At 40.9% G+C, this 20,302-nt stretch carries 17 protein-coding genes, 3 tRNA genes and 1 riboswitch; of the genes, 15 read left to right on the forward strand and 5 right to left on the reverse strand.

Going from position 1 to position 20,302, the window contains the following annotated elements:
* The first annotated feature begins 274 nt into the window (after positions 1-274).
* A complete protein-coding gene (locus DX522_RS06175; RefSeq protein WP_115180178.1) occupies positions 275-3,520 on the forward strand; it encodes a YadA-like family protein in 3,246 nt (1,081 codons plus the stop codon).
* A gap of 86 nt (positions 3,521-3,606) precedes the next feature.
* Here the strand turns inward: DX522_RS06175 and DX522_RS06180 are convergent, their stop codons facing one another.
* Positions 3,607-4,365: a glycosyltransferase family 2 protein gene (locus tag DX522_RS06180; protein WP_115180179.1), complete on the reverse strand. Its 759-nt coding sequence runs from the start codon at positions 4,363-4,365 to the stop codon at positions 3,607-3,609.
* Positions 4,366-4,426: 61 nt separating this feature from the next.
* Here DX522_RS06180 and waaA point away from each other — a divergent pair, with 61 nt between their 5' ends.
* The 7 genes from waaA to DX522_RS06215 all read left to right on the forward strand — a co-directional run bounded on the left by waaA (position 4,427) and on the right by DX522_RS06215 (position 8,910).
* Positions 4,427-5,722 (forward strand): lipid IV(A) 3-deoxy-D-manno-octulosonic acid transferase, encoded by a 1,296-nt coding sequence (waaA, locus tag DX522_RS06185; RefSeq protein WP_115180180.1) that lies wholly within the window; start codon positions 4,427-4,429, stop codon positions 5,720-5,722.
* Positions 5,719-6,195: a pantetheine-phosphate adenylyltransferase gene (gene coaD / locus DX522_RS06190; protein WP_115180181.1), complete on the forward strand. Its 477-nt coding sequence runs from the start codon at positions 5,719-5,721 to the stop codon at positions 6,193-6,195. The genes waaA and coaD overlap by 4 nt, the downstream gene beginning before the upstream one ends.
* On the forward strand, positions 6,192-6,404 hold the full coding sequence (locus tag DX522_RS06195) for a lipoprotein (RefSeq protein ID WP_070775236.1): 213 nt from the start codon (positions 6,192-6,194) through the stop codon (positions 6,402-6,404). The genes coaD and DX522_RS06195 overlap by 4 nt, the downstream gene beginning before the upstream one ends.
* 13 nt (positions 6,405-6,417) lie before the next feature.
* A complete protein-coding gene (gene rep / locus DX522_RS06200; protein WP_115180182.1) occupies positions 6,418-8,430 on the forward strand; it encodes a DNA helicase Rep in 2,013 nt (670 codons plus the stop codon).
* Positions 8,431-8,585: 155 nt separating this feature from the next.
* Positions 8,586-8,679: transfer RNA gene (locus tag DX522_RS06205), tRNA-Ser, on the forward strand.
* A gap of 24 nt (positions 8,680-8,703) precedes the next feature.
* Positions 8,704-8,780 (forward strand) — tRNA-Arg (locus DX522_RS06210).
* A 53-nt stretch (positions 8,781-8,833) separates the two neighbouring features.
* A tRNA-Arg gene (locus tag DX522_RS06215) sits at positions 8,834-8,910 on the forward strand.
* A gap of 52 nt (positions 8,911-8,962) precedes the next feature.
* On the opposite strand, the gene DX522_RS06220 is transcribed toward DX522_RS06215, so the two are convergent.
* Together DX522_RS06220 and nadR are read right to left on the reverse strand one after the other, a co-directional pair.
* On the reverse strand, positions 8,963-9,643 hold the full coding sequence (locus DX522_RS06220; protein ID WP_049364160.1) for a metallophosphoesterase: 681 nt from the start codon (positions 9,641-9,643) through the stop codon (positions 8,963-8,965).
* Between the two features lies 1 nt (position 9,644).
* Positions 9,645-10,754, reverse strand: coding sequence for a multifunctional transcriptional regulator/nicotinamide-nucleotide adenylyltransferase/ribosylnicotinamide kinase NadR (gene nadR, locus DX522_RS06225; RefSeq protein ID WP_115180183.1), 1,110 nt, complete (start codon positions 10,752-10,754; stop codon positions 9,645-9,647).
* Positions 10,755-10,881: 127 nt separating this feature from the next.
* A riboswitch (FMN riboswitch) is annotated at positions 10,882-11,056 on the forward strand.
* Between the two features lie 98 nt (positions 11,057-11,154).
* Here nadR and ribB point away from each other — a divergent pair.
* The 3 genes from ribB to DX522_RS06240 all read left to right on the forward strand — a co-directional run bounded on the left by ribB (position 11,155) and on the right by DX522_RS06240 (position 13,067).
* Positions 11,155-11,802 (forward strand): 3,4-dihydroxy-2-butanone-4-phosphate synthase, encoded by a 648-nt coding sequence (gene ribB, locus DX522_RS06230; protein WP_115180184.1) that lies wholly within the window; start codon positions 11,155-11,157, stop codon positions 11,800-11,802.
* Between the two features lie 105 nt (positions 11,803-11,907).
* Positions 11,908-12,261 (forward strand): helix-turn-helix domain-containing protein, encoded by a 354-nt coding sequence (locus tag DX522_RS06235; RefSeq protein ID WP_115179527.1) that lies wholly within the window; start codon positions 11,908-11,910, stop codon positions 12,259-12,261.
* Complete coding sequence (locus tag DX522_RS06240; protein ID WP_262054290.1) at positions 12,249-13,067, forward strand: IS3 family transposase; 819 nt, start codon at positions 12,249-12,251, stop codon at positions 13,065-13,067. The genes DX522_RS06235 and DX522_RS06240 overlap by 13 nt, the downstream gene beginning before the upstream one ends.
* A gap of 53 nt (positions 13,068-13,120) precedes the next feature.
* On the opposite strand, the gene dusA is transcribed toward DX522_RS06240, so the two are convergent.
* Together dusA and DX522_RS06250 are read right to left on the reverse strand one after the other, a co-directional pair.
* Complete coding sequence (gene dusA / locus DX522_RS06245) at positions 13,121-14,107, reverse strand: tRNA dihydrouridine(20/20a) synthase DusA (protein ID WP_115180186.1); 987 nt, start codon at positions 14,105-14,107, stop codon at positions 13,121-13,123.
* A 3-nt stretch (positions 14,108-14,110) separates the two neighbouring features.
* Positions 14,111-15,496 carry a chloride channel protein gene (locus DX522_RS06250; protein ID WP_115180892.1) on the reverse strand — a complete coding sequence of 462 codons (1,386 nt, stop codon included), beginning with the start codon at positions 15,494-15,496 and terminating at the stop codon, positions 14,111-14,113.
* Between the two features lie 257 nt (positions 15,497-15,753).
* On the opposite strand from DX522_RS06250, the gene rpsL reads away from it, so the two are divergent.
* From rpsL to tuf, 4 genes are all read left to right on the forward strand, one after another.
* A complete protein-coding gene (gene rpsL / locus DX522_RS06255) occupies positions 15,754-16,128 on the forward strand; it encodes a 30S ribosomal protein S12 (RefSeq protein WP_005543325.1) in 375 nt (124 codons plus the stop codon).
* A gap of 146 nt (positions 16,129-16,274) precedes the next feature.
* Entirely contained in the window at positions 16,275-16,745 is a 471-nt protein-coding gene (gene rpsG, locus DX522_RS06260) for a 30S ribosomal protein S7 (protein WP_005699184.1), read from the forward strand.
* 84 nt (positions 16,746-16,829) lie between these two features.
* Positions 16,830-18,932, forward strand: a complete 2,103-nt coding sequence (gene fusA / locus DX522_RS06265; RefSeq protein WP_049364156.1) for an elongation factor G — start codon at positions 16,830-16,832, stop codon at positions 18,930-18,932.
* A gap of 65 nt (positions 18,933-18,997) precedes the next feature.
* Positions 18,998-20,182: an elongation factor Tu gene (tuf, locus tag DX522_RS06270; RefSeq protein WP_049362643.1), complete on the forward strand. Its 1,185-nt coding sequence runs from the start codon at positions 18,998-19,000 to the stop codon at positions 20,180-20,182.
* Positions 20,183-20,302 lie beyond the last annotated feature (120 nt).

The following is a 20,302-nucleotide window of genomic DNA, read 5'->3' on the forward strand; positions in this document are numbered from 1 at the left end:
CAGATTTTACCGCAATTACATTATAAAGTTATCCGTTATTCACAGAGATTGAATGTAAAGTTAATGATTTACAATGTAAAAATTGTAAAGTTTGGTAAAGATACTTTTCATTTGTTTTAATTGCTTGTAGAATTCGTGCGAAATTTAAATAGCGTATTTTATAGACAGATTTGTTATAAAAGACGTTAATCTGATAAACAAGGCTGTTTATCTATTCGTTATGCTCGACAGCGAAAACCGCTGTTATCTATTTTAATACTAGGAGAAAACCTGAATGAACAACATTTTCAAAGTAATTTGGAATCACGCAACTCAAACTTGGACTGTTGTGGGTGAATTAGCGTCCGCAAAAGGTAAATCAAAATCTGTAAAATTAGCGGCAATTTCTACCGCTCTTTTAATGGCAGCTACTGGCGTTGAGGCTGCGAATGTAGTAAGTGAAGCAGGTGAGTTGGGGCAGTTATCAATTGCAACAAATAAAGTAACAGATCAATTTTATGGAAATGATAATTATAAAGCTAAAACTGGTTTAAGTAACAATGTCGCAGGGGCAACGGTAAATGCTTATGATGGTATTGCAATTGGTAATGGGGCCGTTTCTGGTGGGGCAGATTCAACTACAGGTGGGAATGCTCATGTTGCGATTGGTTTGATGGCACATGCAAGTGGCGGTGGCTCAAATGCTCAGAATGCGGCTGTTGCATTAGGTGCTTATTCATTAGCAATAGGTCAAGGTGGTACAGCTATAGGGGCTCATTCGTTTGCCGATGGATTAAATTCAACTGCTTTAGGTAAAGTAGCAAAAGCAAATAGTGATGGCTCAACAGCGGTAGGTACGAATACAACGGCTGAGTGGCAAGGTACAGCATTGGGTAATACGGCTGCAGCTTTGGCTAATTATGCAACATCAATTGGTGTAAATTCTAAAGCTAATTCCCATTCATCAATTTCAATTGGTAGAGCGGCTGTTATTTCAGGCCAAAATGCTATCGGTGTGGGTACAGAAACTAAAGTAAATGGAGTTGGAACAGTCGCTGTTGGTAGTGGTACAAATGTATCAAGTGCAAATGTATCGACTCTTGGTTCTAATATAACTGTAGCCGCAGGCCGTGATGGTGCTGTTGTATTAGGTCATAACAGCTCTGCAGAAGATCCGGTTATTGCGGTACACTCTGCAAAAATTGGCGATAAATCAAAGTTAACTTATACTGGTTTCGCTGGTGATTTGGGCGGAACAAATAACAAAGGGAAAAATACAGCTGCAGCAAGCGATAAGCAAGGTAACTTTGTTTCTGTTGGTTCAGAAGATAATGAGCGCCAAATTAAGCATGTTGCTGCTGGCCGAATAACGGCAGACTCAACTGATGCGTTAAATGGTTCTCAACTTTATAGCGTTGCAAAAACGTTAGGTAATGTAGCAGAAGGCCTTGCTGATACTTTAGGTGTAGATTTGAATGAAGATGGAACTGTAAAAAATAAATTCTCACAACCATTAACAATTGCTGATGGTAGTGATTATAATAAAGGTAAACCAGCTATAACAGCGCCAAATGTAACTACTGCACTTACTAATTTAAATAATTATGTTAATGCTGGTTGGAACGTTACTGCATCTGGTAATGACTATAAAAATAATGTGTCAGTTGGACATACTGTTAACTTTGTTGGTACAGGCAATGTAGATGTGAAAGGTTCAAACGTGGGCAATGTTCGTACCATAAACATTTCGGTTGATTCACCTGTTGATTACACTACAACAACCGCAAATGTAGGTGGTAACGATGTCAATGTAGTAAAAGCCAACGATGGTAAATGGTATAAGAAAGGTGATATGGAAAATGGCATGCCTAAGAATGGTGTTGATCCAATTCCTGCCAATACACCTATTGTAAAACAAGGTGCAACCTTAAAAGATTCAAATAATAAGCCGTACGAAAAAGGTAATACTTATACTTATGATGATAAAGGTAATATTACTGCGACTGTTTATGACGCAACTAAACCTGAATCTAAGGATGAGATTACCGCAGGGAAAAATGGTGTTCAGTTAAATAACGTGGGTTGGGCGACTAAACCAGATCAAGCGGTAAATAAAGACCAGTTAGATCAAACAGTGAATAAATCTGGTTTCTACGTTCAACAAAATGGACTTTCAACTTTAAAGAAAAATCCTGATGAAAATGATACTACCAAATATGAGAAAGTAACACCAAATGATGTAATTAACTTTGCAGATGGCCATGGAACTCGAGTTAGAGCTGTAACTAAACGCGATGAAACTACTGGCGTGGATAAAACAACTGTTTATGTTGATGTCTATGCACCAACAAAACCAAATTCGCTTCCTGCAGTTTATACCGATGAAAATGGTAATAAATTACAACCAGGTGGAAATGGATATTATCCTGAAGATGCTGTGAAAATTAATGATAAATGGTATCCGGCAGGTACGACTGAAGATAATGTTGCAAAAGCTAAAGAATTAACTCCAGTTTCTAACGTAATTATCTCAATGAATAACCCGAATTCACTTGCTAAGACAGCTGGTGATCCTGTGGCTGTCACAAATGTTGGTAAAGGTACAAAAAACTATGATGACCAAACTGCTGGTGAAAAATCGCCTGCATACAAGGATGCAATTAACGGCTTAGCGAATTTAGAGGGTTCTAAAGATAGTAATGTATTAACTGTTGCTGATGCGAAAAACTTTGGTTGGGTAGTTTCAACTTCAGATAACCAAAAAGCAACAGCAGTGAAAAATGCTGATGTAGTTGATTTCAAAGCTGAGGAAGGTACAGGCATCACAGTAGAAGGTAAGTTAGATGATACTAATACTAAGATGACGGTAACTGTTGGCAATAAACACTTTAAAACCAATACCAAAAATACTGTTCCAGCAGCTAAAGCAACAGGTGAAAACAGTGTTGCGATTGGTGGAAATAGTAACGCGGCTGCAAAAGATGCAATTGCGATTGGGAATGGCGCTGAAGTCGCTCCAACAGCAGCTCAAGGCTCAGTAGCAATCGGAGCTAGAGCGAAAGCTGGTAAAGCAAATGTTGGTAGTTATAGTATTGATCCTTCAGCAACTGTTGCTGGTAAAACAGGTCCAGACACTCGTGTGGTTTCTGTAGGTGATAAAGGTAACGAAGCTCAAATCCAAAATGTTGCACCAGGTGTAATCTCTGAAACTTCAACTGATGCAGTAAATGGTAGTCAATTACATTCTGTTATCAAGAACTTAAACAACAGTAATGATTACTTAGACAGAAAAGTAAACAAACACAGCAAACAAGCGCGTGCAGGTATTGCAGGTGCGAATGCGGCAGCAGCATTACCACAAGCTTATACTCAGGGTAGAGCAATGGTGGCAGCAGCAGCGGGTACCTTCAAAGGTCAAAACGCTTTAGCTGTAGGTTACTCTCGTATTAGTGATAACGGTAAAGTAATCTTAAAACTTCAAGGTAACGCAAACACCAGTGGTGATGTGGGTGCCGGAGTTGGCGTAGGTTACCAATGGTAATAGCGTAATCGTTTATGATGGGATTTTCCCATCATGAATAAATCCCAAAAGTGCGGTGAAAATTCACCGCACTTTTTTGTTTTTGATTAGTGTTGATCGCGTTCCCATAAATCAGCATACTTCACAAAGGTGGAGTGGGCTGAAAGTACTGCTAGCAGGAAACCTTGTTTTCCATCTAAGAAACCAGCTTTTAAAATGTACATTTTGACAAAGCAGCCGATGGCATGACTGACACCTTGCCATAAGGTTGCTTTTTTCCCTTTAGCTTGGCGTTGGTCTGCCCAGGCTTTGGCGTAGCCCGCAGATTTTACTAAATAGTGATGAATGCTTTTATAAGTGAAATGTTCTAAATCCCCAGTTAATTTCTGTACTTTCGTGTTTTCAGGATAAACCACTTTTTCATGTACCAGAGAATTATTATATCCTGCATAATTTGTACGATATAAACGCACCACATAATCGGGGTACCAACCGGAATGACGAATTTTACGTCCAAACACTTCACTTACCCGAGGAATATCATAAACCGTATTTGGCACATCTTGTTGAATCGCTTGTTGAATGGATTCACGCAGTTTGGGTGTGACACGTTCATCGGCATCTAACCACAAAACATAATCACTGGTGACATATTGTTGTGCGCGTTGGCGTTGTTGGCCAAAACCAGGCCAATCAGAATGCGAATAAAATTTTGCACCATATTGTTCCGCGATTTCTTGGGTGGTATCAGTACTGCCTGAATCGACAATAATGATTTCATCTACCCAATCTTTTACAGTATCAAGACATTGAGCAAGATCTGCTGCTTCATTTTTGACAATCATGGTAACGCTAATTGTTGGCATATTTTGATCCTTTTTTTGCTATACTAGCCGAAGTTTTTGTAAGTATAACCGAATTTATTTTATGTGGCGTTTTTTTTATACCTGCCTGATGTATCTAATTCAGCCTTTTGTGCTGCTATTCATGTTACTACGAAGTCTCAAGGCGCCGAATTATCGCAAGCGTTTAGGCGAGCGATATGGCATTTATGCGAATCTTGCTAAGCCTACACAAGATGGGATCGTCATTCATGCGGCATCAGTCGGTGAAGTGATTGCCGCCACGCCGCTAGTAAAACGTATTCAGAAGGACTATCCGCATTTACCGATTACATTTACAACGGTCACGCCAACAGGCTCTGAACGCGTAAAAGCGGCGTTCGGGGAAACTGTGGCACATTGTTATTTGCCTTACGATTTACCTTGTGTCATCAATCGTTTTATTGATTTTATTCAACCTAAAGTATTCATTGTGATTGAAACGGAACTTTGGCCAAATTTGATTGATTGTTTGGCTCGTCGAGATATTCCTTTCATTGTCGCCAATGCACGCCTTTCTGCACGTTCAGCCAGACGTTATGGCAAGGTAAAAAAACGCTTACAAAGAATGTTCTCTCAAATTAGCCTGATTGCACCGCAAGATAGCATCAGTGGAAAGCGTTATTTAGAGTTAGGTTATGAGAAAGATCGCCTTCAATTAACTGGCAATATTAAATATGATCTTGTGGTCAGTGATGAGTTACTCAAAGACATTGCAACGCTTCATGAGAGCTGGGCTAAAGACCGTCAGATTTGGATTGCCGCGAGTACGCACGAAGGAGAAGAAGAACTCATTTTACAAGCGCATCATTTGTTACTGAAAAAACATCCAAACTTGCTGTTATTGCTTGTACCTCGTCATCCTGAACGTTTTAATCCGGTGGCAGATTTAATAGAAAAAGCCAACTTTCACTTTATTCGACGTTCAACAGGTGAGACTCCTTCAGAAAATACCCAAGTGATTCTGGGTGATACCATGGGCGAGTTGATGTTGATGTATGGCATTTCAGATATTGCGTTTGTCGGCGGAAGTCTGGTCAAACACGGAGGACATAATCCGCTTGAGCCTTTAGCGTTTAAATTACCCGTTGTGAGCGGAAAGTATACTTTCAATTTTCCTGAAGTTTTTACCTCGCTCTTAGAAGTACAAGGTGTGTTACAAATCAACTCCACAGAGAAAGCGTTGGCAGAGATTATTGATAAGTTATTGAATTCAAAAGAAGCACGTCAGCGTTTAGGCAATGCAGGCTATGAAGTATTAATCGAAAATCGTGGCGCATTACAGCGTCTTTTAGATTTGCTTCATCCTTATTTAACCAATATTTCGGAGAACCATAAATGACAAGCATAATTTACCCTGGCACGTTTGATCCGATTACCAACGGGCATTTAGATATTATTGCGCGAAGTGCGGTCATTTTTCCGAAAGTTTTTGTCGCGGTTGCGGATAGTCCGAGCAAAAAGCCATTGTTTTCATTGGAGGAGCGCGTTGAACTCGTGCGTCAATCGGTCGCTCATTTACCCAATGTGGAAGTATTTGGATTCTCTGATTTACTCGCAAATGAAATCAAAGCGAAAAAGATTACCGCCATTATTCGTGGCGTGCGTACAACGACGGATTTTGAATATGAATTACAACTGGCTGCATTAAACCGTTTATTAACAGATGGTGTGGATAGTTTGTTTTTCCCACCAAAAGAAAAATGGGCGTTTGTGTCTTCCACGATTGTACGAGAAATTTATTTGCATCATGGCGATGTGAAAGAACTGGTGCCGGAAGCCGTCTATTTAGCCTTAAAAGCACGTCGTGAATGAAAAAAACACTTCTGATTTTAACCGCACTTTTAGCGTTAACTGGTTGTGGTACGGTGGTGAAATTAATTGACCCATCGGAAAAATACACACCTTACGCGGGGGCGGCTTATGATTTAGAGATGGCACCAAAATGGGGCTTACCTATTTTAGATTTGCCACTGTCATTTTTATTAGATACCGCATTGTTGCCTTATGCGTGGTCAAATTAATTTGCATTAAGATATGAAACTCAATCCTCAACAACAACAGGCTGTCGAATATGTCAGTGGACCTTGCTTGGTGCTAGCTGGCGCAGGCTCTGGCAAAACTCGCGTGATCATTAATAAGATTGCTCATTTGATTGAACACTGCGGTTATTTACCGAAACAGATCGCTGCCGTAACCTTTACCAACAAAGCCGCTCGTGAAATGAAAGAGCGTGTAGCCCATTCCATTGGTAAAGAAAAATCCAAAGGATTGATTGTTTCCACTTTCCATACCTTAGGTTTCGACATTATCAAACGGGAATATAAAGCTTTAGGCTTTAAATCGAATATGACCTTGTTTGATGAACACGATCAACTTGCCTTACTCAAAGAACTGACGGCAGATGTGTTGCAAGAAGATAAAGACTTACTGCGTGAATTAATCTCGGTTATTTCCAATTGGAAGAATGATTTGGTTTCGCCAAAACAGGCTTATGCCTTAGCGAAAGATGCAAAATATCAAACTTTTGCAAAATGTTATGAGCGTTATGCGGCGCAAATTCGTGCTTACAATGCGTTGGATTTTGATGATTTGATTATGTTACCGACCTTGCTCTTCAAACAGAACGAAGAAGTACGGTCAAAATGGCAGGAGAAAATCCGCTATTTGTTGGTGGATGAATATCAAGATACCAATACTAGCCAATATGAACTCATCAAATTATTGGTAGGCGAGAGAGCTTGTTTTACGGTGGTAGGAGATGACGACCAATCCATTTATTCTTGGCGAGGCGCTCGACCGCAAAATATGGTGCGCTTGCGTGATGATTTTCCGCGTTTGCAAGTCATCAAATTGGAACAAAATTATCGTTCCACTCATCGTATTTTGCATTGTGCCAATATTTTGATTGATAACAACGAGCATGTGTTCGACAAAAAGCTCTTTTCCAACTTAGGCGAAGGTGAAAAACTGCAAGTCATTGAAGCGAAAAATGAGGAGCATGAAGCTGAACGGATTGTAGCGGAATTAATCGCTCATCGTTTCAGCCGTAAAACCAAATTTAAGGATTATGCGATTTTGTATCGGGGGAATCATCAATCCCGGCTATTGGAAAAAGTGCTGATGCAAAACCGTATTCCATACAAAATTTCTGGTGGAACGTCTTTTTTCTCTCGTGCTGAAATTAAGGACATGATGGCCTACTTGCGTTTGGTGGTGAATCAAGATGATGATGCAGCCTTCTTACGTATCGTAAATACACCGAAACGGGAAATTGGTACAGCAACTCTACAAAAATTAGGTGAGTTGGCACAGGAAAAACATATCAGCTTATTTGAGGCGATTTTTGAGTTTGAACTGATGCAACGGGTTACACCAAAAGCCTATGATGCATTGCAAAAATTTGGTCGTTGGATTGTGGAGTTGAATGATCAAAGTTTGCGTTCCGATCCTGCAACAGCGGTGCGTTCGTTACTTTCTTCATTGCATTACGAAGAATATTTGTATGAATATGCCACCAGTCCGAAAGCTGCTGAAATGCAGAGTAAAAACGTGGCAACCTTGTTTAGCTGGGTAGAGGAGATGCTCAAAGGCGATGAGGTGAATGAGCCGATGACTTTAAACCAAGTGGTTACCCGTTTAACCTTGCGCGATATGATGGAACGCAGTGAAGATGATGACGAGAGTGATCAAGTGCAATTAATGACATTGCACGCCTCCAAAGGCTTAGAGTTTCCCCATGTGTATTTAATCGGTATGGAAGAAGGGATTTTGCCTCATCAAACCAGTATTGATGAAGACAATGTAGAGGAAGAGCGCCGTCTAGCCTATGTGGGCATTACGCGAGCACAACAAACGCTCACTTTTTCCCTTTGTCGTGAACGACGTCAGTTTGGCGAGTTGATTCGTCCTGAACCAAGTCGTTTCTTGACTGAGTTGCCGCAAGATGATGTGCAATGGGAAAAAGATAAGCCCCAATTAACGATAGAGCAGAAGCAACAACAAACATCGAGTCAGCTCGATCGTTTACGGGCGATTTTAAAAGGCTAGAAATAAAATTAAAGTGTGGTGAGAAATTTATTTGTTTTTCAACCGCACTTTATTTACACAAAATGTAGATAAATCAAGCAACCAAAATCGCTTTTTCAAAAAATGATTTGACATATTTTCAAAAAAACGTATCATACCGCCCACATACCGAATGTGGTGAGATGGCCGAGTAGGCTGAAGGCGCTCCCCTGCTAAGGGAGTATGGGGTCAAAAACTCCATCGAGGGTTCGAATCCCTCTCTCACCGCCATTTGTTGTTAGTTTTATTTATTCTGCACCCGTAGCTCAGCTGGATAGAGTACTCGGCTACGAACCGAGCGGTCAGAGGTTCGAATCCTCTCGGGTGCGCCATTTTAAATCGACTCTATCAGTTAAAATGGTCATGAAGAATAGAACATCACTACGCACCCGTAGCTCAGCTGGATAGAGTACTCGGCTACGAACCGAGCGGTCAAAGGTTCGAATCCTTTCGGGTGCGCCATCTTCTCTCTTCAAGCTTTCTTTTTATCAAAAACAATTAACGCTTTATTTAGTTATTTTTCTCGATCATCAATGGTTTTTAATAAATAATTTCCGTGTATGTCTGTGACACTTCTAAAACCGACATTCGTGATTTTATAAGGAAAATTTGTCTTGTACTCGACGTTATCGTGGTGATGCCCATGGAAAACGTGTCTTACCCCTAATTTTTCTGCGAGTTGATTAATCACACGAAATCCCATTGGATGGGGCTTCGGTGCCTCATGGCAAATTAGAATATCGGCTTGCTCATTTTCAATGGCTTCGATATCAGAAGGGAAAATAGACGTGCGATGACGCAATGGTACACCGCCACGCCAAATTTTTTCTTGAGGGCTATATTGGCAATAATGGATAGGGTCAAAATACATTGGTTTATTGGGGGGCATCCAGATTTGTCCTCGGAATACGCCACCTAAGCCAGCAATACGTTGTCCTTGAATTTCAACAACACGATTATGCAAATTACGTGATTTCCAATGTGTACCCCAAATCGCCTCAAATGCGGCGACGGTTTTGCTATCATGGTTGCCGTGAATAAACCAAATATCACAATATTTTGCGAGTTTATCTAATTCATCAGGCGAAGAAAGTTGCAAGTCGCCCAAAATAATCAGGGCAATGTTGTCATTTTCTTGGACGAAAGGATAAAGATGTTCGTAACTTCCGTGTGGATCGCCTGCGAATAAAATCATTTTATTTCTCGTTGGTCAATGTGCGTTTAGTATGTGGAAAACCTTCAAGTTCTTCATCATTTAGCACTTTTTCCACAACAGATTTCACTTGGTTATAACGGTCTAAATAACTTGGCGATTCAATTTCAATGTAAGGTACTTTGTATTTATCTAACAATTTCTTCAATAACTGTTGGAATTGTTGACGTTGTTTTTGGCTGCCTAGACTACGTAAGCCATCATCCACCCATTTTGTATTGTTTTTCAATAAAATGGTGACATCAAACGGGTATTCTTTGATCATGGAATCTAAGAACGGATGAGCTTTGCCTTCGTATTGAATACAAAAAGCTTGCGTGGTAATGAAGTCAGTATCAATAATCGCGACTTTATGAGCATGACGCACGGCATAATCAATATAGCGTTGGTGACCTAATGCCATTTGTGGATAGTCAGAATATTGCATGGCTTGCTCATCGCCACCTAATTTTTCAAAGACATATTCCCGACCATATTCCCATGCAGAAGTAGTATTAAATACGGCAGCCAGTTTGCTGACTAACACACTTTTACCACTACTTTCACCGCCTAAAATGGCAATGGTTTTCGCAAAGAATGGACGGACTTCTTTCGGAATGAATTTCCAATATTGGAAAGGTGTAGTACGAATTTTCGTTGCGGATACATTAAAGAAAGAGCGGTCAGGATCCACTAAAGAAACTTCAAGTCCTAAGTATTTTTCGTATGGCGATTTGTCTTGTGGCTCACTACTAAATACTATCGTTGGGGTAAATTGTTTTTCTTCAAATAGATTTTTTACTGCGTCACTCCAAGCTTGCCACCCATTTGGGTAACTTGGAATGCCATCTTCAACTAAGTGATGAATGAAAATTTGATTTTTTTGATATTTAAAGATTTGTTGCATCCAGCGAAGGCGATCTTGTACCGTCGGCATGCGTTTCATTTTACTATCATAAAACAGCTTTAAATCGCGTTCGGTATCGCTACAGACAATCACGTGAAGCTCATCCACTTTACTGAATGCTTCATAAATCATATTAATATGGCCGGTGTGAACAGGGTAGAATTTCCCGAAAATTACACCCACTTTTTTATCGTGTTTGTTCGACATAATGTATCCTTCGCTAAATGGCCACTGCGAGGTGGCTGAATAGTTCTATTTTATGCAATCTTTGTGCAAATAAAAACATTTTTCATTGAATGATTTTTTACAGTGACATTTTGCGTTATACTACGACCTACATTCTCAGGGCAGGGTGAAATTCCCTACCGGTGGTGACAGCCCACGAGCACTTAAAAGTGCGGTCAATTTTGATTGCGTTTTACAAAATTGTTTCGCTTTGTACTTTTAAGGTTAGCAGATTTGGTGAAATTCCAAAGCCGACAGTATAGTCTGGATGAAAGAGAATAAAACGGATTGGGTTCCTAATTCTGTTCTATTTATTTGCATTTATTTGCATTTCTCAGCCCTGATTCTGGTTAATTTTAGCGTAACAACAAAGGAAATTACGATGAATCAGTCAATTTTATCTGCATTTGGTGCGACCGGCGAAGAACGGGTAATTAACGCATTGAACGCATTCAAACAAGGTAATGGCGTATTAGTGTTGGATGATGAAGATCGCGAAAATGAAGGCGATTTAATCTTCCCTGCAGAAACCATTACCCCAGAACAAATGGCAAAACTTATTCGTTATGGCAGCGGTATCGTGTGTTTATGTATCACCGATGAACAATGCAAACAGCTTGATTTGCCGCCGATGGTTGAGCATAACAATAGCGTGAATAAAACCGCGTTTACCGTGACAATTGAAGCAGCAGAAGGTGTGTCGACAGGTGTATCAGCACAAGATCGCGTCACCACAATCAAAGCGGCAATTGCAGATCATGCAAAACCGGCAGATCTTCACCGTCCTGGGCATGTTTTCCCATTACGTGCTGCAGAAGGTGGTGTTTTAGCACGTCGCGGTCATACTGAAGCCTCAGTTGACTTAGCACGTTTAAGCAGTTTTAAACCGGCTGGTGTGATTTGTGAAATCACCAATGATGATGGCACCATGGCGCGAGCACCAGAAATTATTAAATTTGCGAAAAAATTTGGTTATGCGGTATTAACAATTGAAGATTTGGTGGCATATCGTCAAAAACATCAGTGCTAATTAAATACTCAGAAAACAAAAGTGCGGTCAGAAAATCTATTAAATTCTGATCTGCACCCCAAAAGTTGGACTCAACAAACCAACAATTGAGGTGCAGATTTTTTTATGGGTAAACACTACACAATCGAATTTAAATTACAGGTTCTTCAACCTATTCTAAAAGGAAAAATGAGCATTCGAGAAGCAGCTCGTTTTTACAATATTCCTTCCAACGCCCTAGTCGGGACATGGTTGAAACGGTTTGAAAAAAATGGCATAAAAGGACTGATTCCCCGTAAACCATCAGGACGACCGCCAATGAAACCCAAATATGCAAAAATGCCACCGCCACCCAGAACTGAAGAAGACCGTTTACGCCTGAGAATTTTACAGCTTGAAGCGGAGGTGGCCTACCTAAAGGAGTTGAGAAGGCTCAGACTTCAGGACGAAGCCGAGCAACGGAAATTATCCAAAGGTTAAGAACACGCTATCCGTTAAAATGGCTTTTAGGTTTTGCACAGTTAGCGCGTAGTACGTTTTTTGCGAAACTCCAGATTAAACCGGATAAGGATGAGCAGCTGAAAAAGGCCATTAAACGCATCAAAGCCAATCATCCTGATTATGGCTACCGACGAGTTCATGCCTGTTTACCAGGCGTGAATCATAAAAAAGTTCAACGTTTAATGCAGACACTTGGGCTTCAAGTGCGGTCAAGAAAAAGCAAGAAATTTACGACCTATCGAGGCACGATAGGGGTGATTGCACTGAATCATCTTGAACGCGATTTTAGCGCAACGGCCCCGAAACAAAAATGGGTAACTGATATCACCGAGTTTAAGGCGAAAGATGGGAGTAAAGTCTATTTATCTCCAATTTTAGACTTATTTAACAATGAGATAGTCTCATATAATCTCAGCTATTCCCCAAACTGGGCGCAAGTAGAGGACATGTTAATGCAAGCCGTCAAAGGATTAAATAAAGCTTGTAGTGTCATTTTACATTCAGACCAGGGATGGCAATATCAAATGGTAGCTTATCGTCGAATTTTAGCTGAACATGGCATCATTCAAAGTATGTCGAGAAAAGGGAATTGCTTAGATAACGCCGCAATGGAAAGTTTCTTTGGACGATTAAAAACAGAATGTTTTTATGGTCGGGAATTTAAAACAAAAGAAGAGATAGTTGATGCTGTCAGAGATTATTTGAATTACTATAATCATCGACGGATTCAACTAAAATTAAAAGGACTGAGTCCGATACAATATCGTCTTCAGTCCTTAATGTGAATAGTCCAAATTTTTGGGGTCAGATCATTCTGACCTCACTTTGCATTTTAGGCTTAATTCGTTTCAACAAAGCTTAATGCCGTTTCGACTACTTCGATTCCTGCGCCTTGTTTAAAGGCATTTTCACTTAAATAGCGTCGCCATTGTCTCGCTCCTTTACAGTTTTGGAACACGCCAAGCATATGTCGAACGATATGATTTAAATAGACCCCTTGGCTCAATTGTTTTTCAATATAAGGGAACATGGCTTCCACTGCTTGTCTTGCTGTGACGATATCCGCATTAGCATCAAAAAGCATTTGATCAACATAGCCCAACAATGACGGATTTTGATAAGCCTCACGCCCAACCATCACGCCATCCACAAATTGCAAATGATGTTTCATTTCTTCGATGGTTTTAATGCCGCCATTAATTGCAATGGTTAACTGTGGAAAATCTTTCTTTAATTGATAAACACTATCGTAATCCAAAGGGGGAATCTCGCGATTCTCTTTTGGGCTTAATCCTGAAAGCCAGGCTTTTCGTGCGTGAACAATAAATTCTTGGCAGCCTGCATGATGGACTTTTTCGATAAAGCCACAGAGAAATTCATAGCTATCCAAATCATCAATGCCAATACGCGTTTTCACGGTGACAGGAATATTCACGACACGTTGCATTTCTGCAATACATTCTGCTACTAAATCCGCTTTCGCCATCAAGCAAGCCCCAAACATACCATTTTGCACGCGATCAGAAGGGCAGCCCACATTCAGATTAATTTCATGATATCCTCTTTCTTCGGCTAATTTGGCACAATGTTTAAGCTGTGCGGGATCGCTTCCACCGAGTTGTAGGGCAACTGGGTTTTCTTGCAAATCAAAATCTAAATGATCGTATTTGGCATGAATAATGGCGGGAGCCGTGACCATTTCAGTATAAAGCAACACATTTTTACTAAATTGACGATGAAAATAGCGACAATGGCGTGTCGTCCAATCTAACATCGGCGCAACGGAAAAGCGGCCACGATAAAAGTGCGGTTGGTTTTCTGACATATTTTATTTCTCTTGCATCTCGTTACGGCGAAGATCTTCTGCTTGTTGTTCCTGCATTCGTTGACGGAAACGTCCAGCCGCAAAGTGGTAAAAAGGTTTCGGACTAAATTGGCGCGAAATTATGGAGGCAATGATACTGGAAATCAAGAGCCAAATCAGCACGGGTTGAGCCCCCGTCATTTCCATTACTACTACGCTGGCTGTCACAGGGGATTGTGTGCCTCCAGCTAAAAAGGCTGCCATACATAAAATGACCAAGAAACGTTGATCGACCATGCCGTTACTGATTTCCCATAACATAGTGCCGATACCCGCACCAGTAGTGAGAGATGGCGTAAAAATTCCGCCCGCGATGCCATTCCAATACGTCGTAACCGTTGCGAAGAGTTTTAGTATTCCCACTTCAGGTGAAACGAGTTGTCCTTCTAATGCTCTTGCAACCACATTATAGCCCGTTCCATAAGTTTGCCCTTCGCTGTAGGTACCCATTGCGGCAAGTACTAAACCGAGTAATAAAGCAATGTAAATTGGGTGTTTGCGGATCCAATCACGCCATTTGAGTGGAGAAAGTCCCGCGAGCCCTTTGGCAAGGAGTCGTCCAAATATCCCACCCAGTACACCGCAGACGATGCCACAAATGGCAAGCCAAAGATATAAATAAGGAATAGAAGTCGCACCTTTATAGGCTGGAAAGTAAGGGCTATTGCCTTGAATCGCCACTAAAATAAAACCGGCCGCTAATACACCGAGCAACACACGGCGTTCCCAGCGTAACATCACGCCGCGACCAAGTTCTTCAATGGCAAAAATGACCCCAGCTAAAGGGGCATTAAAGGCGGCAGAAAGACCGCCTGCTGCACCCGTTGCGATGAGTTCATTCGTACTTAAGCCACGGAAAGCAAAGTTATATTTACGACAGAAATTTCCCCAAGCGAGCATAACCGCTGCACCCACTTGAACAGAAGGCCCTTCACGTCCAACAGAGGCACCGATAATCATTGCAAAGAAAGTAAGTGGAATTTTCCAAATGGTTTGGCGAAATTTAACCAGTTTCGTTTTATAGCCATTGTAAGGAAGATTAATGGAGGCAATCACTTGTGGAATACCGCTGCCACCAACATAAGGTGTGTATTTGGCGGTAAACCAGGTGAGAAAAGCAAGACCAAGCGGTAAAACGATCCAAACGGTGAGAGGATATTTAGCAGACCAATAGGCATTAAATTCAAGTCCGATATCGGCGAGTTTCGCAAATCCAAAGGAAAATAGGGCAACAAATGTCGCACCAATCAGTAAACATACAAATTCGAGTGTTTTATGAGAGATACGATGGGTTTGTCGAAGCTTTTTATGATAGAAATAACGTAAATGAAAAATGAATGAACGTAACATAATGATTGCCACAAAATAATCCTATTTGAAATTATAAAACCCTGGCTACATACAGGCAATTGATTTGACAAAGTGCGGTCTATTTCACCTGGATTTTTTGCTAAGCGATCCTTTGCGATCCTATTTCTGTTTAAATATTGACAATATGAGGTGAAACCATTAAAATTCAGCGTCTATTTCTTCTGTCTATTGGATGGAGGGATAGATTTTGTAACAAACATTCTATTATGAATAACATTTAAACTGGAGCTTTTTTAATGGCAACTATCAACCAGCTAGTACGCAAACCGCGTGTGAAAAAGGTTGTAAAAAGTAACGTTCCTGCATTAGAGGCTTGCCCGCAGAAACGTGGTGTGTGCACTCGTGTATACACAACTACACCTAAAAAACCGAACTCAGCATTACGTAAAGTATGTCGTATTCGTTTAACTAATGGCTTTGAAGTAACTTCTTACATCGGCGGCGAAGGTCACAACCTTCAAGAGCACAGTGTTGTGCTTATCCGTGGTGGTCGTGTTAAAGACTTACCAGGTGTGCGTTACCACACTGTACGCGGCGCATTAGACTGTGCAGGTGTTAAAGATCGTAAACAAGGTCGTTCTAAATACGGCGTTAAACGTCCTAAAGCTTAATGGAACTCCGTTAAGTAAGGCCAAACGTCTAAATTAGTAAAAATTTAAATCAGAAACTCCAGTATCACATTAGCTCACTTTAAAGTGCGGTTAATTTTTATAGAGTTTTGGATATCCTGAAGATTAAATATACGGAGAAATTCGCAATGCCACGTCGTCGTAGTGTTGAACCACGCAAGATTCTTCCAGATCCGAAGTTCGGTTCAGAGTTACTTGCAAAATTTATTAATGTATTAATGGTAGACGGTAAAAAATCTGTTGCTGAAACCATCGTTTACGGTGCGTTAGACAAACTTGCAGAACGCACAGGTAAAGAACCTTTAGAAGCATTTGAAATTGCACTTGAAAACGTTCGCCCGACTGTTGAGGTTAAATCTCGTCGTGTTGGTGGTTCTACTTACCAAGTGCCAGTTGAAGTACGTCCAGTTCGTCGTAACGCATTAGGTATGCGTTGGATCGTTGAAGCGGCACGTAAACGCGGTGATAAATCAATGGCTTTACGTCTTGCAAATGAATTATCTGATGCATCAGATAACAAAGGCGCAGCAGTGAAAAAACGTGAAGACGTTCACCGTATGGCTGAAGCTAACAAAGCATTTGCTCACTTCCGTTGGTAATACGCTTTTAAAATTTAAGGGCTTCATCCTAGATGAAGCCTTACCCTTATATAAACAGATATTAAACTTAACAAGGTTATAATAATGGCTCGTACAACCCCTATTGAAAGATATCGTAATATCGGTATTAGTGCGCACATTGATGCTGGTAAAACTACTACCACTGAACGTATCTTATTCTACACTGGTGTAAGTCACAAAATTGGTGAAGTACACGATGGTGCAGCGACAATGGACTGGATGGAACAAGAACAAGAACGTGGTATTACCATTACCTCTGCGGCAACTACCGCATTCTGGTCTGGTATGTCACAACAGTTCCCACAACACCGTATCAACGTTATCGATACCCCGGGACACGTAGACTTTACTGTTGAAGTAGAACGTTCTATGCGTGTTCTTGATGGTGCGGTAATGGTTTACTGTGCGGTTGGTGGTGTTCAACCTCAGTCTGAAACTGTATGGCGTCAAGCTAACAAATATCAAGTTCCACGTGTCGCGTTTGTAAACAAAATGGACCGTACTGGTGCTAACTTCTTACGTGTTGTTGAACAACTTAAAACTCGTTTAGGTGCTAATGCTGTTCCTCTTCAACTTCCAATCGGTGCAGAAGAAAGCTTCACTGGTGTTGTTGATTTGATCAAAATGAAAGCGATCAACTGGAACGAAGCAGACCAAGGTATGACTTTCACTTATGAAGATATTCCTGCAGATATGCAAGCAGCTTGTGAAGAATGGCGTCAAAACCTTGTTGATGCAGCAGCTGAAGCAACTGAAGAATTAATGGAAAAATATCTTGGTGGTGAAGAGTTAAGCGAAGAAGAAATCAAAGCAGGTCTTCGTCAACGCGTATTAGCAAACGAAATCATCTTGGTAACTTGTGGTTCTGCATTCAAAAACAAAGGTGTTCAAGCAATGCTTGATGCGGTTGTTGAATACTTACCAGCACCGACTGATATTCCAGCAATCAAAGGTATCAATCCAGATGAAACTGAAGGTGAACGTCACGCAAGCGATGATGAGCCATTCTCTTCATTAGCATTCAAAATTGCAACTGACCCATTCGTAGGTAACTTAACCTTCTTCCGTGTGTACTCAGGTGTAATTAACTCTGGTGATACAGTATTAAACTCTGTACGTCAAAAACGTGAACGTTTTGGTCGTATCGTACAGATGCACGCTAATAAACGTGAAGAAATCAAAGAAGTTCGTGCGGGCGATATCGCTGCAGCAATCGGCTTAAAAGATGTAACGACGGGTGATACATTATGTGCTGTCGATGCACCAATCATCCTTGAGCGTATGGAATTCCCAGAGCCAGTAATCTCTGTAGCAGTAGAACCTAAGACTAAAGCTGACCAAGAAAAAATGGGTCTTGCATTAGGTCGTCTTGCTCAAGAAGACCCTTCATTCCGTGTTCACACTGATGAAGAATCTGGTGAAACCATTATTTCTGGTATGGGTGAGTTACACTTAGACATTATCGTTGACCGTATGAAACGTGAGTTCAAAGTGGAAGCTAACATCGGTAAACCACAAGTATCTTACCGTGAAACTATTCGTACTCGTGTTAACGATGTGGAAGGTAAACACGCAAAACAATCTGGTGGTCGTGGTCAATATGGTCATGTTGTTATTGACTTATATCCATTAGATCCAGAAGGTCCTGGTTACGAATTTGTAAACGAAATCAAAGGTGGTGTAATCCCTGGTGAATATATTCCTGCAGTTGATAAAGGTATCCAAGAACAACTTAAATCTGGTCCATTAGCGGGTTACCCAGTAGTAGATCTTGGTGTACGTTTACACTTCGGTTCATACCATGATGTTGACTCATCAGAATTAGCGTTTAAATTAGCGGCTTCTTTAGCATTTAAAGCAGCATTCGCTAAAGCAAACCCAGTTCTACTTGAGCCAATCATGAAAGTTGAAGTAGAAACGCCACCTGAGTATGTTGGTGATGTAATCGGTGACTTAAGCCGTCGTCGTGCTATGGTTAACGGTCAAGAAGCGAACGAATTCGTTGTTAAAATCGATGCAGAAGTTCCACTTTCTGAAATGTTCGGTTATGCAACTGACTTACGTTCACAAACTCAAGGTCGTGCATCATACTCAATGGAACCGTTAAAATATGCTGAAGCTCCAACAAGTGTTGCTGCTGCAGTAATTGAAGCGCGTAAAAAATAATTTTTTGTAACAATCCGCTCTATAAGTCGAATGGCTTATAGAGCATTTTCTAGGAAACTAAACAAATGTCTAAAGAAAAATTTGAACGTACAAAACCGCACGTAAACGTGGGTACAATCGGCCACGTTGACCACGGTAAAACAACTTTAACAGCAGCAATCACAACCGTATTAGCAAAACACTACGGTGGTGCAGCTCGTGCATTCGACCAAATTGATAACGCGCCAGAAGAAAAAGCGCGTGGTATCACCATCAACACATCACACGTTGAATACGATACTCCAACTCGCCACTACGCACACGTTGACTGCCCAGGACACGCGGACTATGTTAAAAACATGATTACCGGTGCGGCGCAAATGGACGGTGCTATCTTAGTAGTAGCAGCGACAGATGGTCCAATGCCACAAACTCGTGAGCACATCTTATTAGGTCGCCAAGTAGGTGTACCTTACATCATCGTATTCTTAAACAAATGCGATATGGTAGATGACGAAGAGTTATTAGAATTAGTAGAAATGGAAGTTCGTGAACTTCTTTCTCAATATGACTTCCCAGGTGACGATACACCAATCGTACGTGGTTCTGCATTACAAGCATTAAACGGCGTTGCAGAATGGGAAGAAAAAATCCTTGAGTTAGCAAACCACTTAGATACTTACATTCCTGAGCCTGAGCGTGCAATTGACCAACCGTTCCTTCTTCCAATCGAAGACGTGTTCTCAATTTCAGGTCGTGGTACAGTAGTAACAGGTCGTGTTGAGCGTGGTATTATCCGCACTGGTGATGAAGTTGAAATCGTTGGTATCAAACCAACAACTAAAACAACTGTAACTGGTGTTGAAATGTTCCGTAAATTACTTGACGAAGGTCGTGCAGGTGAGAACATTGGTGCATTATTACGTGGTACAAAACGTGAAGAAATCGAACGTGGTCAAGTATTAGCGAAACCAGGTTCAATCACTCCACACACTGATTTTGAATCAGAAGTTTACGTATTATCAAAAGAAGAAGGTGGTCGTCACACTCCATTCTTCAAAGGTTACCGTCCACAGTTCTATTTCCGTACAACTGACGTAACTGGTACAATTGAATTACCAGAAGGCGTGGAAATGGTAATGCCTGGTGATAACATCAAAATGACAGTAAGCTTAATCCACCCAATCGCGATGGACCAAGGTTTACGTTTCGCAATCCGTGAAGGTGGCCGTACAGTAGGTGCTGGCGTTGTTGCGAAAATCATCAAATAATTGATGTATTAACTGTAACAAGTTAGATTAAGAAGGCGTATCGAAAGATGCGCCTTTTTGTTTGCCTAAAATTCTGTAAAATTATAATGAAAATTCAAATTAAAAAAGTGAATGTTAGGA

Origin of the sequence: Haemophilus parainfluenzae (genome assembly GCF_900450995.1) — a bacterium.
Lineage (GTDB): Bacteria > Pseudomonadota > Gammaproteobacteria > Enterobacterales > Pasteurellaceae > Haemophilus_D > Haemophilus_D parainfluenzae_O.